Raw genomic sequence first — 14,085 nt, 5'->3', positions numbered from 1 at the left:
GCTCTCGAGCCGGCCGTTCCGGATTGGACGACGGCTGGGCGACCGGTAAGGGTGCGGGTGCGGTGTCGGACGACTTGATTGTTCCCGAGGCGATACCGGCTCCGCCCGTCCATCTGGGCGATCTGGAGATCGCGGGGCAGGCGTTGAAAAAAGGGGGCCGCCGAGTCGGGCGGTTGGGTCACGATGTGGACGCGGCGTGGCAGGGGCTGGCCGGGTGCTATAGGGCACCCGAAACCAGGTTGCTTCTGCGGGCGACAAGGCAGGTGGCGTCGCATGGCCGGGCGATCGAGAACGAGCTGGCGGCAGTGGGGGACGCGCTCCTGGCCTTTGTGGACGAGGTCCGCCCGATCGTGGCGCGGCTGCATGGTCTGAGAGCGGCGGCCCGTGATTTCCGTGCGGAGATCGACAGTGACTGGGACGGTGACTTCGGCGGCTGGCGCAGCGACGGTGAGAACGTCGATAAGAACAACAAGTTCAACAACGATGTCCTTTCGGCGCTGGCGCAGTACCAGGAGGCCGAACGGGCTTGCGCCAACCGGATCACCGCGCTCTTCGGAGGTACCCGCTTCGTCCCCTCCGGCCCGTTCATACGGCGTGGGCAGGAAGGCTATGGGCTGGGTGGCGCACTCAAGGATGTGAAAACCCCGTGGGGGACGCCGCAGCAGCGTGACAAACCGTGGTATGAGGACGTGCATGACGGCATCACTGGGTTCGGCGCGGAAATGGGCACCTTTTTCGGTGACCTGGCCGGGCTGCACGGCGAGGACGGCTGGTACTGGCACACCGGCGTCGGCCGGTGGTGGGGCAATATCAAGGGCAATTACCCCCGTATCCTGAAGGATCTGGGCTACCAGGAACGTTCACTGACAACGCGTCGTGGCTGGGTGGAGTTGGCACACTCCTTCGTCCCGTGGCGGGAGTGGGATGACCGTCCCGGCTACGTGATCACCTACGGCGGATTGCACACCCTGTCGTTACTGGCCGGCATGTCCCTGATCAAAATCAAACGTGGACCCAAGGGAATCGATCTATTTCCGGACAAGGGTCTGGGGGGTAAGATCGACCGTCCCGCCGACCTGGGCGACCTCAACTCCGCGACCCCGCGAACCCTTGACCACATCAACGTCGGCGACCTGGCCGAAGAGCTGGCCAAAGGTCCGGCCGCATCCCCCTTGATCGCCGCCGGAAGCACTCTGGACTCCGCCCGGCCACCACCGCACTCGCTGCACGATCCGACTTCTCCGCACAACACCGATCGGTGGTCCGATTCTCGCCAGGATCCGAATCCCGAGCCCACGGTCGGGGCGCGGGAACATCCCGCCGGCCCCGCCGAGCCGCCTGAGCCGTCGCCGGCAGGGTCCAGCCCTTCACCTGGGCCGGTCACCAGAGAGCAACATGGCGAGCCATTCGGCGATCCTTCCGACCACGACGGCCGACCAGGCGGCGCCACAAGGGACGAAGCCAGCCCGGCCCTCGCGGCCGCGGACACTTATGAGCAGCCGCCGCTTGCGGAGGGCCACTCCGGGCCAGAGCATCCGGGCCGAGGAACGCCGCACGGTGCTGGTGACTCGCGGCCGTCCGCCGATCACCGGCTCCTGGACCACCAGACCCCGCCGGCGCACCCCGAACGAGGCCTGTCGGCCCGCCACGAACACGGGCCGATCGATCCGCAGCGGCGCGCGAAGGTTCCGCTCGCGGACCTGCGGCCGGCGCGTACGCAGATGTTCGAGAATTTCGTTGAGATGCCGAACGAAGATGCTGCTCTGATGGGAGTTGCGCACCATCGCGTGACCAGGATGCTCGCACAACTGGGGGAGGGCAGACCGACCACGGCACAGGATGTTCTCAGGATTATCAAGGAGGTCAATCCCACGGGGCACCGGCGCAATTGCCCTGAATCGGCGATGGCCGTTGACGACGTGCTGGGCGGAAAGCCCGCAGTGGCCGGGCGACTCAACGGTGCTGCGGTGCCCGTCGCGCGTGCGGCGTACAAACTACGCGCGATCCAATCATGGCCTGGATTGGACGGCGTTAGGCAGATTGAAAGCATCATGCGGCAGGCCGGCTCCGGCTCGCGCGCTATCATCATCGGTTACGGAGGCAAGTACACGCCGCATTGCTACAACGTCATCAACGTACGTGGAACACTGTATTACCTGGATGGGCAGGAGAGGCGGGGTTGGGTCGGAACTCATCCCGTCCATGATGGAAGATTCACAAAGTTTGACCTGTATCGAACCGGCTGAGTAGGTGGTCACGACTAATGGTCACAGCGAGGGAAGCCAGACAAATCGCCCTGGACTTCCTTTTGGAGGAATTTTCTGAAACTGAAGCAAATAGGTTGGTCATCGACGAGTCCGCGACAGTGGAGAGGTCGTACGGATGGATATTCGTGCCGACCGCAAAGCGCTATCTACAGACTGGTAGACTCGACGACCAGTTCATCGGCGCCGGTCCGCTGCTGGTGCTTCGAATGAGTGGCGAATTGATTGAGTACTCTTCGATGTACTCCCCGCAGATGGCAGCGGCGGAATATGAGTCGAGTGCGGAATAGGAATAGGATCAGGTCGACGCCGGTGAACGGGGGGCTGCCCCCGGCCGGTCGGCCGGGTGACCGTCCGGCCCGGTCCCGCTCGTACGGACCCGGTGCCAGATGATCGCCAGCGGCGCCCCCGTGGCCAGCGCCGCGGCGCCCGTGAGCGCGATCGTGGCCGCGGCGCCGATGCGATCGGCGAGAACGCCGCCGATCAGGACGCCGACGCCTTGGACGGCGGTGATCGCCGGCGCCGCCAGGCCGAGAGCCCGGCCGCGCCGGTCGGCGGGCACGGCATGGACGAACTCCGCCTGCGCGATCACCTGGTAGGCCGCGCCGACACCGGTGAGGGCGAAGAGGCTCAGGGAGGCGATGGCGCCCGGGTGCAGAGCGCACGCGGTCAGCGGCAGCCCGGCCAGTGCCGCGGACAGCCCCATGATCTTGACCTGTGCCCCGTGCCGCAACATCCGGCCGATCACGACCATGCCGACCACGTTTCCGGCCGGGACGGCGGCGAGCAGCATGCCGGTGAGCCGGGTCGGCAGGTGGATCTGGGCCGCGTACGGAACGGCGAGGCCCACCGGGACCACGAAGTACCCGGCCAGCAGGGAGAGCGCAAGGATCGAGCGCAGTCGCGGGGAGCCGGCTATCAGCCGGAGTGTTCCGGCGACCTCTGATCGCCGGCGCGTCGGCGACCGTCCGGCCGCGGCCGGACGCCGTCGAAGACAGGTCCGAAGTATCAGCGCACAACAGGCGAACGTCGCGGCGTTGACCGCCAGGGCCGGATATGGGCCGATCGAGGCCACGACCATGGCACCGGTGCCGAACCCCGCCAGCAGGGTCACTTGGTACGTGAGCTGGTTGGTCGCCACCCCGAGGGTGTACACGTCCCCGGAGAGCAGGTCCCGGACGAGTGCGGTGCGTGCGGCCCGCTCCGGCGCGTCCAGGAGAGCCAACGCGAACACCAGTGCATACACCGCGGCCAAGGGCACCATGGGCAGCGCCATCGCCGCGGCCACGGCGGTGCGGACCAGATTGCACGCGATGAGCAGGTCGCGCCGGGGATATCGGTCGGCCAGCCCGCCCAGCAGCGGCCCGCCCACCAAAGCCGGAAGCAAGGTCAGCGCGTACGTCAGCGCGGTGAGGAACGGTGAACCGCTCCTTTGGAAGACCAGAAGCGCGAGAGCCACCCGGGCGAGCTGGTCTCCCGTATTGGAGATAAGACCGGCGATCCACAGCGCCCGGTATTCACCGACCCGGAAGAGTTCAGCGAACGTGGCCGTCCGATCTGGGGGCACGATCTCATGTCCTTTGCTGCCAGGAGAGCGCGTGGATTCCAGCTGAACCAGGGATCCACGCGCTCCGGCATTCATCGAGGCCTCCTTCTTCTTCGGGGTCGGGTTCAGCCCTTTATAACCCGCCGCCGCGTAATGAAGGATTGGCCTTCCTTGGGGACGGCCGATCAGCCCCAACCGGTGTCGCGCATGACTGCCTCCAATCTAAATCTGAGCGTTACGAAGGCAACGCGCCTGCACCTACCACAGATAGACCGTCCGCAAAGCGGGCGTCTTGGCAAGCGACCGGTTCGAGATCGGCCCGCACGCTGCATCGCTGGACGCGGCCGGTATTGGGACTTGCCGTTCCGAGCAGCCCGCGGACGGTGAGTGCCGGGAATCCGGAGCTTCCAGCATTCCGTTCGCGCAGGTGGAAGGGCTGGAGACCGGCAGTGGAGAACCAAGGGATCGGGGACGTTCGGTACCGAGGGAGGCTGGGCGGGATCATGACGGTGCAAGGCGAGGTCGAAACGACGAGTGAGGTCCGGAGGGCACTGCACGCGCTGGAGGAACAGGTGCAGGCGGTGTGGTCGGCGGTGATCGAAAGCGAGGACGGGCAGGAACTGGCCGGGGCCGGTATGACCGTGGAGAAGGTCACAGATCTGCTTGATCTGATCTGGAGCATCGTGAAGACGGTGATGGAACGGAGCGAGCAGATCCTGGAACGGGATGTGACCGAGCGGATCCCGGGGTCGAGCTCCGAGGTGCTGGAAACGGCGTTGGTGCACTTGGCGTACGGGCACGAGGGGCTTGGGGTCGCCCGTCACCTGCTCGGAGTCGCGCGGGGTGACCTGTCTCGGCTGGAGCGGGAGAAGTCCGGCTAGATCGGGATCGACGGGACGGGCAAAGCGGGATGGAGGGCCCGCCGGAGGACGTCCTCCCCGCCTGGTGGCGGCGTCACCCGCTCCCTCGGACCCGTTTGGGTTCGGGCTCTGCCGCACCACCGGAGGACCCGCTGTCCGGCCCCCCTGTCCGCAGACCTGGGCCGCCCGAAGCCGCGCTCGCGTCAGCGGGGCGTTTCGTCGCATCCGGCGGTTCGTCCACGGGACGCCGTGGACGTCGGCGAGTTCCTGTGTCGTCAGCGCTTAGCCGTCGGTCAGGGAAGCCGTCGCTCACCTCTTTGATTGCCGCCTCGTGGTCCTCGCCCCATGCGCGATGGCACGCGTAACCGAAGACATCACCTGTCGCGGCGTGAGCCTGGAGGATTTCAAGGTGTGTGGCGACCTGGCGTGCCCTGTCGTAATCCGGCAACGGAATTCCGGTATTGACGGCCTCGACCACATCAGACTCCGGGATGTGCTTTCCGCGGGCCTCGGTGTAACCGGCGGCGTGCTCACCCCAGAAGGTGAGCCACAGTAGCCGCCGTAGCGTGATTCCAGACTTCCGGGCCGCAGCCAGATGAGCGAACATCACTTCCCTGCCTGCTCGGGGACTCGTACTCGGCAGGTACCGTCCGGGGACAGGTGAAGTCGGCAACCTGGCGTTTTGCCGCACCGGGGGATTCGACCCGGCGAGTCTGTTGCGGTCCGGACCGGTTACAGGACGGTCGGTCTTCGGGAGCGAATGACGCGAGAGGCGGGACGGGACGTGGATATGACCGTCGCCGACGGCCCGCTGGCCGAACTATGGGCGGTCTTCCGCGATCTGACCGCTGAAGTCGAGGCCGAAACGATCGACTTGGACGACGTTCTGCGCGAACTGCAGAGGCACGAGGTCGTCGACCCGTTCGGCCGAACCTGGCGAATCGACCCGATGACCCAGGCGTTCATCCGGCGAGGCACGGAGGCCGGCGCGCCATGGCAGCCTGCCGACCCTGCCGAGTTCACCGAAGCGCCGGTCCTGGACGTGGCCGGGCAAGGGCTGCGGGACTCCGGCGCCGGCAATGTGCGCAGGCAGCCGCACAAGACGGCAAAGAGACCCCGTTTCGCGCTCTACCCCATGGTCGGCGGGGCAGCGCTGCTGATACTTCTGCTCATTGTCGCGACGACGCAGTTGTCCGGCCACAGAACAGAGCCACAGTCGCAGGACGAGCCCATTCCCACGCTCCAGCCCTCGCATGCCCCCGCCGCGCCGCAGCCGTCCACGTCACCGAGCGAGCACCGGCCGGCGAAACCGAACTCGGTGCCGCCGCCGGAGAGGTGCGTCGCAGTGCTCACCGAAGTCAGCTCCGGCGACATGAGCCGCATCAACCGCGTGTCGGAACGGAGCCAGTACACCTATGGCAACCAGCGCCTGCATGCGGCCATTTACTCCGGCTGGGCCGACGCCGGCCTCACGGTCGATCCGAAGACTCCCGTCGGAGATCCGTCCGGCACATCGGCGACCCAGCGGTGGGAACTGCATGACGGGACGACGGTGATAGCCGTCGCCACTGTCACCTGGCATCGCCTCGGGTCGGCCGCTCCCTGGCTGCTGGCCGAGTGGCCGGAGTTCCAGCCCACCGGCTAACCGCCCAGGGAGGCCTCGGCGCGTATCATCTCGTCGAGCAGATCATTCGCCGTCCTCCCCTCGACCAGCACTGCCCGGCCGTAACGTGTGACGGCCCAGTAGTGGCCGGTCGTGTTCCCGTACCAGCAGAGCCACCGTCCGCTGTATCGCTGGAGTCGGCCGACCAAGTCCCGTGGATCTTCGCTCGGGGCGTATTTCACCGAACTTCACCTCCCCTTCGCTGCCACGGTCGTTACATGGCGATCAGGGCTTGGTGAAGACGATCTCGACCCGCCGGTTCTGGGCTCGGCCTTCAGGGTTGTCCTTGCCGCCCCGCTGATTGGGGGCAACGGGCTTGGTCTCGCCAAACCCCTGGGCCCTTATCTGCTTGCCGCCCCCCAGGGCGCGCGTGATTTCGGCCTTGACCGCCTCAGCGCGCTGTTGGGAAAGCTTCTGGTTGTAGCTCGGGTCGCCGATGGAATCGGAATGGCCCGACACCTCGATGGCGCCGACGGCACTCTTGAACTGCGGTGCCAGTTGCGAGATCCGCTTGCGGGCGGCGGCCGTGAGCGCGGCCTTGTCGAAGGCGAACAGCACATCGGCGGATATGGTCACGGTGACACGTTTGCCCTCCGTCTTCTTCGTTTCCAGGGACTGGACGGAGGGACCGATTTCGATCGTGCTGATGGATTCCTGGAGGTTCTCGTCGCTGATGACCGGGTCGGCTCCCGCGATCCCCGGGATGCCGACGAGCACGGCGACGACACCCGCGGCCACTCCAACTCGCCTCATGGCCGGCACCTTCATCGCTGAACCGGGACGTTCGAGAAGGGCTGCCAGGCTCCGTAGTGCACGTCCACCGACTTCACATTGGCCGGGAGCCCGGCAAAGGTGTAGGTCGCCAGCCCAGGCGTCTCATTGTGAATGGGGGTCTGGACATCATCGGAACCGACCTCCCTGTGGCTGCTGTCCCTGACGACCCTGTAGCTCTTCAGGTTGACGGTGTCGATCAGCTCGCTGAAGAGCGGAACTTTGCCGTTGAGTTCGTAGGGGTTGGTCTTCTCGTCTGTGCCCTGGGGCAGGTGTGGCGTGAGCCGAACCGTCAGGATCGTCAGCTTTCCCCGCACCTGCAGGCCCATGATGGCGATATCGACCTTGCCGTTGGCGATTTGCGGTGTGTTGAACGTGGCGCTGGCCAGGGGCGTGCCGCCCCCGGCGGGCGTGCCGCCGCCGGCTCCACCACCGCCCGAGATGCCGTCCGGGCTGGTAGTGCCGTTGGGCGTCGCCTGGCCCTCTGAGCCCGCCTTCTGCCCGTGCTTCTCCGAGTCACCGGACGACGAGCACCCGGCCAGCAAACAGCTCAACGCCACGAGCACCACCGCCTCCCGTCGGATATTGGGTCGCATGGTCTTCCTCCACTTCAGCGCTCCGGCCCGTACCCGAGCCTTCACGTCTCTGTCGTCACTGGGACAGCCGTCACTTGCTCGACGGACTTCACCTACGAACCGTCCGGCGGCCGTGACGACACGCAAGCGGGCGTGGTTTCGCGTCCCGGCCGCCGATCATGTCGTGCTGGGGGAGGTCCTCGTGGTCGAGTGGCTCCAGCGCTTGTTGGTGTCGTTGACGCTGGTTTCGACGGAGGTGAGCTCCACCTTGAACGGGATGCCGGGGCGGCCGCCGACTTTGACGAGGAACTTACCGCGTCCTGGGGGTTCGTTGTCCTGGTTGAGGGTGGGATCCCAGGAGGCGGGCGTCGACCAGTCGACGATCATCCGCTGTTCGGCGGACGACATCCGTACCACTTCGTTCATCATGGACATCTCCGCCTGCGGCAGTCCGCCGCAGATCACCATGCCCGCGCGTTCGGCGAAGCCCTTGGCCTTGAGCTGGTCGGCGGGGTCGGCCAGCGCCAGCATGTCGGCCATGGTGTGCGTGATCATCGCCTGGCCCAGGCCGCGCTGCCGGTTGAGGCGGGTGAGGGCGTCGACACGGTCCACCAGGCCGCGTCCGGACCGCAGCACCCGCCACAGTTCGTCGAGGACGACGAAGAAGTGCCGCTGGGGCGCCATGCCTTCGTCGGCCAGCGCGTGCGCGGCCTCCACCGCGCCGAACCCGTCCGACCAGCAGGCCAGCAGCACGGCGGCCTGGAGTTCGGCGTCGGCGTCGTCGATCCCGCTGATGTCGATGCAGACCCCGCCCGGGTTGTCCAGCTCGATCGCGGTGGTGGTCTGGTGCGCGAACGTCTCTCCCATCGGGCCGTCCAGGATCCCGAGGAGCGAGGCGTGCAGCGGGTCGACGGCCGTGCGGTAGCGGTCCTCGTTCCCGCGGGACAGGGTCACCGCGCGGAGCCGCTCCGGCCCCTCGTCGATCACCTTGATCAGGTCGGGCAGGACGGGCACGCCCGGGTGGCGTTCGTCCAGCACCCGCAGGGCGGCGTTGAGGATGGTGCGCTCGGTGTCGGCGATCGGGCCCCCGCGCAGGATGGTGACCAGCGCGGCGACCATGTTCAGCCGCCGGCCGTGCGCCTCGGCGGCCAGCTTGGTCCGGGCCCGCTCGGGAAGCCTGGCGGCAACGGAGGCGGTCGCGCCGGGGTCGAGCACGTTGAGCGAGCCCAGCCCGCGGCCGAGCTTGATGACCTGCCCGCCCATCGTCCGGATCAGATCGACGTAGTCGGGTTTGAGGTCGCCGAGCACCATCGGGAACACCCCGTACCCGGTCAGCCCCACCACCATCCGGCGGATCAGGGTCGACTTGCCCAGCCCGGGCTTGCCCAGCACCAGAACGGACGGGTTGTGGATCAGATTGCCGCGCTGGAACCACGAGATCGGATCGCAGCACATGGCGGCACCGGTGGTCAGTTCACGGCCGAGCGGGACGCCCACCATCGGAGTCCCGGACCCCGCGCCGAACGGCCATAGCCCGCACACCTGGACGGTGGTCCCGCGCCACTCCGGAGGCGTCTCCACGAAGGAGGCCCGGCCGCCGCCGCGGCCACCGAAACCCCGGTACCCGGGCTTGCGCACGGTTTCGGCGGTCTTTCGCTCCTTCTTGCGCCGCTTCTTGCCCTTGCCGCCGTCGTCCGCGGGACGTTCCTTCTGGTCCGCGGCGTCGAGGGGTGATTCCTGCGGACTGCTCACATGGCCTCCCTTACCACCGCAGGTACCTGAAGGTGATCGGGAAGAACGACGCCCAGCGGCAGGGCCGCCGCGAACGCGGATGCCTGGGACCCGTACATCCGGCGCAGCTGCACGCGCGCAGAGGGCGCGAGGGTGTCGACGGCGGCCGCCGCGAGCGGAAGCTCTTCGGCCGAGCGGACGGTGGCGGTGACGAGCATGGCGAACCGGGTCAGCCCCGCACCCCTGGCCTCCTCGAGAGCCGACTGGTCGCTGCTGGCGACGGCGACCTCGTCCCTGGCGGCGGTGGCGGCGCCGTTGAGACGGAATCGCGTGTCCTTGCGGTCCCGTTCCACGATGTGGGCGGCGGACGCCGGTGTGTAGGGCCGGTAGAGGAAGGTGACGCGTTTGCGAGCGATGTCGTGGTGCGGAGACACCATCCCCGTCATCACGTTGGACAGCACCTCGCCGCGCGGCGCCTCCGACATGCCCCAGGTGATGGATTGGCCGCCGTCGTGGACGTAGTGATCCCAGAATTCCTGCGCCGCGACCGGTCCGGCATCCTCCCAACGCGTCTCTTGGCCCTCGGTAGCCTCCAGATCGGACTGCGAGTCCGGGTTGTAGGCAGTCCGGACGGCTCGGGCCAACTGGTCGGCGGTCATCGGGCGAGCGGCTCCGGCGCCGGTCATCCCCAGCCCGGAGGTCAGCCCTGGGAGGCGGGTTCCGATCTCCCGCGCCATCTCGTCCTGGCTGCGGCGCTTGCCCCCGTGACGTGACGCAGCCGAATAGGTGACCGCGATCCGGGTGGAGACCCGTGCGCTGCCCCTCGGGTAGCTCCAGACGATCTCTTCAAGGGCCGCCCGGGCCAAGTCCGGGGCGTTCGGATCAATGTTGGCGTCGACCTCCTCCTGGAGGCGGTGCCCGAGGTCCGGGGCCGTCTCGATGGTCACGCTCGCGGCGGCCATGCCCGGTTCGGAGCCCAGCGAGGCCAGCCAATGCCCCCAATAGGCGACCCACGTGTCGATCTGCTCCTGATCGACCAGCGCCGCGCCGTCGGCGTTGCATTCGAACACCGCGGTGTAGTGCCCAGTGGACGGGACCACGACCAGGGCGAACGGGCGCCCGTAGGAGTCGCGAGCCTCCACCAGCCGGGACGCCGCGAGCAGCCCTGGAAGCCGGTACGAGCCGAAAGCGGTGACGCCCAGTGGCCCGGAACGGTAGAGGTGCCAGCCCTGGGAGCGCCCTGACCACCAGGCCACCCGGGCCGTGATCGCCTGGAGCGCGCTCCGGCCATGCCGGTCCTGGATCGCCAGCGGCAGCATGATCAGCCCCAGCCCCGCGGCGCCGATGAGGCCGGGGAGCAGCGACACCATCGCGACGATCGTGACGATGACCAACCCGCCCATGAGGATCATGGTGCCGATCAGCCCGAGCCGGCCGATCCCCGGCGAGATCGGCTTTCGCCAGTTTCCGTACGTGGGTTCACGGTAGTCGGATGCCATTCAGCACACCTCATTCCCTCAGACGTTGCTATTGCCGCTCGGACCGGATCGGTCCGTCGAAGGCGGTGGTGGTTGGGGGGTGCCGCCTGGAGGCGATGGGGCGCCTGGAAGCGGTGAGGGTCGGGTGCCGTCGCCTGGAGGCGATGGGGCGCTTGGAAGTTGTGGACGCCCTGAGGCGGGTGAAGGGTCCAGAGCGCGTGGTCGAGGGGGTAGACGTTCCAAGTTGACGTCAACATCTTCAGGAGGCGGAGGCGGAGGCGGAGGCGGAGGCGGCGGAGTCGGAGTCTTCGGTCGGGGGGTACGGCCCATCCAGGAAATGGCCCCCTTTGCGGCGCCTATTGTGTTGAGGGTGGTGCTTCCAAAAGCGAGGGAAGTAACTTTCTCCAAGGTGTTGGAAACGCCCATGCCCACGGCGTTTGTTTCAGTCACAGCGGGTACGACTGCACGCATCGTCATGGGTAGGGCGAACACCGCGGCACAACAAAGGAACATGCCCATTATATTGTCATTATGGTCTGAGCTCCTCAGCATGAACATGGCCGCGGCATAGATCGTCGCCGCTACGGGCTTGTACAAGATATACGAAATCAGCCAGCCTATCATTTTTTTATAGGCATGATTTCCGAATGCGGTAAATCTCGCGGCGGCTGCTACTGGAAGCACCCCGGCGAGCAATATCAGGACGGCACTTCGGAAAAACATCAATCCATATTGAATGGCCGACGCTATGAACATGCCTACACCGAGGAGGGCGAGGAAGGCTATGTAAGTGTTTGTCTGGGCCAGGACTATCGGGTCAAGTCCCTTCGCCCAGGCACCGCTCCAGTTTTCGTCAGGAGGCATCGCCTTAAATAGAATCCAGAGTGAATATCTATCGCCTGCCAATATTGCAAGATTCAGTCCAGCGGTCAAAGTGAATACAATGACAACGAGTGTGAAGAGCTGGGAGAAAGCTTCTCGAAAAGGTTCCCCCTTGCGCTGGATGGCCACCCTGCCGGCAGCGAAGAGAAGTCCGGCCATCGCCATGATCACGGTGAGCCAGTCAGTGTAATCGCGCAGAAATGCGAAGACACTGCTTGGATCATCGCGAACCCCTGGGGTATCCGTGTACACCCACCACGTCATCGTGAGCTGGAACGTGACCAACGCCGATTCCACAAGGAGTCTCGCGATTGCTTCGAAAAACTCAACGATGATGTCGTTGATAGGTGACATCAAGGCGATCGGCCACATCGATTATGCCCTTCATTGCTTAAATGGGTGTGTAAAATTTGGGCTTTAGGGCAAGACGGTGCCGACGACGGCCGACACGGAGGCTGCCACGATGGTGGCGATCCCTACCCAGACCAGGCCGGTGGCGTGCGCGCCGAATTCGCCGCTCCTATGCCTGATCGCCATCCGGGTGGCCACGATGAGCACTCCCGCGACACAGACTCCGAACACGCCCCAGGTCACCCACCTGAGCAATGTCATAATCGGCTGGGAGACATCGTATTCGTTCTGATGAGGGGAAGTCTTTCTTGGTGTCGAAGGCGAGCTTACTTTCTTTTTCTTGTGATCATAGATAGGACGATCATCAGCCCCCGGGTCATCGTCGCCCGGGATACAGTCAAGGAGGGGCACTACGCCGCAAGGGTCCGGAATCGTAGCGAGCAGTCTCCCCTTGTCTTCACCCTGTCGCAGGATGTTCATCGGCTGGCGGCCATGGACCTCGTAGTGGTCCCTGGCGAGGACATTGCCAACAGCCGTCAAGGCGGAATAACTGGCAGAACCGAGCATGCCCAGGACGGCGGCCACGACAACGAATCCAGCCAGCCGGAGTACACGCCGTCGTGGGAGCGGGGAGCATCGACCACGATCTCCACTCGCACCACAGGCAGATCGTGGCGTCACTCTTCTCACCCGGAGATTTTCGAGACGAGGACCTGTGCGGACACGATGAGCATGGTGGCGAAAGTAACGATGACCACACTTGCGATGTGGCCGCCACCCTCACCCTTCTGATGCCTGATCGCCATCCGGGCTCCGATGATCACATATCCGGTCACGCATGCCGCGAGTCCCGTCCAGGCCCCCCATTTCATTATCAGCAGGATCTTGTCGGCGATCGGGAGCGGCGGAGCAGTGCCCTTGCCCGGGTCGGGGATTCCAGGGTCCTCCAGGGGAGGCCGAGGCTCGTGTACGCCAATGTCCGGCAGAGACAGATGGGCGGCCGTGCCGTAGGCCAGGTGCGCCGGGAAATGAAGGAGATCGCTCATCCAGGGGATCATCAGATCAAACATGTTCTTCCTCCGAAATCATGCGGTCCACGTCGCCTGCAAGGCGTGAAAAGGCGGACGGCAGTTTGATCTGGTCCGGGGGGTCGCCGAGGCGCAGGGCCTCCACCCACGGAAGCTCCCATAGCCTGGGCACGCCTCCGGAGATCAACCGCACGAGATCGTTCAGTGGTTTCGGGCGTTTCCCGGGGGCGTCGGCGACCACCACCAGCCCCAGCAGCCGCACGTTCGGGAGCACTCCCGCGGCCCACTGCCGGGCCGCGGCCTGAGCCGCGCAGAGTCCCGAGGCGTGGCTGCGCGCGACGAGAAGCACCCGGGATCTTGCGGGGGACGCGGGCGCGGGCCAGTACCGTCCGGCGTTCATGCCTTGCGGGATGAGGGTGGCCAGCGTGGACGTACCGGCTCCTCCGTGGCATGAGGAGAACCAGAGATCCGGGCCATCGCCGCTGTAACCTGCCAATCCCAGCGGACTCGTGGGCGGCGGCGCAAGGCGCGACGGTATGACCGCCTGCGCGTGGAAACGTCCGCCTGGAATGTCGCCCTGCCAAGGTGCCGTGGCCGCCGCGACTGACGTGTCAGGCATGACATCGGAATTGGATGCCCGGTACAGTCGAATGCCCTCTGACGACGCCTGCATGCTCATGCCCCCTCCCCGATCCCGACTCAGAGGGCTTCGCTCCGAGATGCTGGTTCAAACCCGCAGCATGCGCGTTACGGGTTGGACCGTCCGGAGGTCATCGCGATCGTCAACCCCGCGATGCAAAGAAGAGCACGGATGCTCTTATGGATGTCAAGCCGCGGGCTCAAGATCGCTTGGTGCGGTGATGATCTGGTAGAGCTCTCGGGCGATGTAGCGCTTGAGACAGCGGATGATCTCTTTCTTGGACATGCCTTCCTTGG

At 66.0% G+C, this 14,085-nt stretch carries 13 protein-coding genes; 4 read left to right on the top strand and 9 right to left on the bottom strand.

Features of this window, described 5'->3' with window-relative positions:
- The first annotated feature begins 62 nt into the window (after positions 1-62).
- Entirely contained in the window at positions 63-2,246 is a 2,184-nt protein-coding gene (locus tag E1293_RS20745; protein ID WP_132199098.1) for a toxin glutamine deamidase domain-containing protein, read from the top strand.
- A gap of 17 nt (positions 2,247-2,263) precedes the next feature.
- The gene (locus tag E1293_RS50740; protein WP_132199097.1) at positions 2,264-2,554 is read left to right on the top strand and encodes a YrhB domain-containing protein; all 291 of its coding nucleotides are present in this window, start codon (positions 2,264-2,266) and stop codon (positions 2,552-2,554) included.
- Between the two features lie 8 nt (positions 2,555-2,562).
- Here E1293_RS50740 and E1293_RS20735 read toward each other — a convergent pair whose 3' ends face one another.
- Positions 2,563-3,906 carry an MFS transporter gene (locus E1293_RS20735; protein WP_243716355.1) on the bottom strand — a complete coding sequence of 448 codons (1,344 nt, stop codon included), beginning with the start codon at positions 3,904-3,906 and terminating at the stop codon, positions 2,563-2,565.
- 407 nt (positions 3,907-4,313) lie between these two features.
- On the opposite strand from E1293_RS20735, the gene E1293_RS20730 reads away from it, so the two are divergent.
- The gene (locus tag E1293_RS20730; RefSeq protein WP_132199095.1) at positions 4,314-4,691 is read left to right on the top strand and encodes a hypothetical protein; all 378 of its coding nucleotides are present in this window, start codon (positions 4,314-4,316) and stop codon (positions 4,689-4,691) included.
- A 769-nt stretch (positions 4,692-5,460) separates the two neighbouring features.
- Positions 5,461-6,315, top strand: coding sequence for a hypothetical protein (locus E1293_RS20725; RefSeq protein ID WP_132199094.1), 855 nt, complete (start codon positions 5,461-5,463; stop codon positions 6,313-6,315).
- Between the two features lie 243 nt (positions 6,316-6,558).
- Here E1293_RS20725 and E1293_RS20720 read toward each other — a convergent pair whose 3' ends face one another.
- From E1293_RS20720 to E1293_RS20685, 8 genes are all read right to left on the bottom strand, one after another.
- Complete coding sequence (locus tag E1293_RS20720) at positions 6,559-7,071, bottom strand: OmpA family protein (RefSeq protein WP_243716351.1); 513 nt, start codon at positions 7,069-7,071, stop codon at positions 6,559-6,561.
- A 26-nt stretch (positions 7,072-7,097) separates the two neighbouring features.
- On the bottom strand, positions 7,098-7,700 hold the full coding sequence (locus tag E1293_RS20715; protein ID WP_132199092.1) for a hypothetical protein: 603 nt from the start codon (positions 7,698-7,700) through the stop codon (positions 7,098-7,100).
- 156 nt (positions 7,701-7,856) lie between these two features.
- Positions 7,857-9,431: an ATP/GTP-binding protein gene (locus E1293_RS20710; RefSeq protein WP_207938984.1), complete on the bottom strand. Its 1,575-nt coding sequence runs from the start codon at positions 9,429-9,431 to the stop codon at positions 7,857-7,859.
- Complete coding sequence (locus E1293_RS20705; protein WP_207938983.1) at positions 9,428-10,909, bottom strand: SCO6880 family protein; 1,482 nt, start codon at positions 10,907-10,909, stop codon at positions 9,428-9,430. Before E1293_RS20705 ends, E1293_RS20710 begins: the two co-directional genes overlap by 4 nt.
- Before the next feature lie 18 nt (positions 10,910-10,927).
- Positions 10,928-12,142 (bottom strand): hypothetical protein, encoded by a 1,215-nt coding sequence (locus E1293_RS20700; protein ID WP_132199091.1) that lies wholly within the window; start codon positions 12,140-12,142, stop codon positions 10,928-10,930.
- 45 nt (positions 12,143-12,187) lie between these two features.
- The gene (locus E1293_RS20695) at positions 12,188-12,706 is read right to left on the bottom strand and encodes a hypothetical protein (protein ID WP_132199090.1); all 519 of its coding nucleotides are present in this window, start codon (positions 12,704-12,706) and stop codon (positions 12,188-12,190) included.
- A 101-nt stretch (positions 12,707-12,807) separates the two neighbouring features.
- Positions 12,808-13,191, bottom strand: a complete 384-nt coding sequence (locus tag E1293_RS20690) for a hypothetical protein (protein ID WP_132199089.1) — start codon at positions 13,189-13,191, stop codon at positions 12,808-12,810.
- Complete coding sequence (locus E1293_RS20685) at positions 13,184-13,828, bottom strand: DUF6668 family protein (protein WP_132199088.1); 645 nt, start codon at positions 13,826-13,828, stop codon at positions 13,184-13,186. The genes E1293_RS20690 and E1293_RS20685 overlap by 8 nt, the downstream gene beginning before the upstream one ends.
- Between the last annotated feature and the right edge of the window lie 257 nt (positions 13,829-14,085).

This window comes from Actinomadura darangshiensis, from assembly GCF_004349235.1.
Lineage (GTDB): Bacteria > Actinomycetota > Actinomycetes > Streptosporangiales > Streptosporangiaceae > Spirillospora > Spirillospora darangshiensis.
This window is presented reverse-complemented; position numbering and strand designations above follow the sequence as displayed.

Excerpts from the sequence above, each read along its gene's own strand:
- E1293_RS50740 (WP_132199097.1), top strand. The coding sequence starts at position 2,264 with ATGGTCACAGCGAGGGAAGCCAGACAAATCGCCCTGGACTTCCTTTTG.
- E1293_RS20735 (WP_243716355.1), bottom strand. The coding sequence starts at position 3,906 with ATGAATGCCGGAGCGCGTGGATCCCTGGTTCAGCTGGAATCCACGCGC.
- E1293_RS20730 (WP_132199095.1), top strand. The coding sequence starts at position 4,314 with ATGACGGTGCAAGGCGAGGTCGAAACGACGAGTGAGGTCCGGAGGGCA.
- E1293_RS20725 (WP_132199094.1), top strand. The coding sequence starts at position 5,461 with ATGACCGTCGCCGACGGCCCGCTGGCCGAACTATGGGCGGTCTTCCGC.
- E1293_RS20715 (WP_132199092.1), bottom strand. The coding sequence starts at position 7,700 with ATGCGACCCAATATCCGACGGGAGGCGGTGGTGCTCGTGGCGTTGAGC.
- E1293_RS20705 (WP_207938983.1), bottom strand. The coding sequence starts at position 10,909 with ATGGCATCCGACTACCGTGAACCCACGTACGGAAACTGGCGAAAGCCG.
- E1293_RS20700 (WP_132199091.1), bottom strand. The coding sequence starts at position 12,142 with ATGTGGCCGATCGCCTTGATGTCACCTATCAACGACATCATCGTTGAG.
- E1293_RS20690 (WP_132199089.1), bottom strand. The coding sequence starts at position 13,191 with ATGTTTGATCTGATGATCCCCTGGATGAGCGATCTCCTTCATTTCCCG.
- E1293_RS20685 (WP_132199088.1), bottom strand. The coding sequence starts at position 13,828 with ATGAGCATGCAGGCGTCGTCAGAGGGCATTCGACTGTACCGGGCATCC.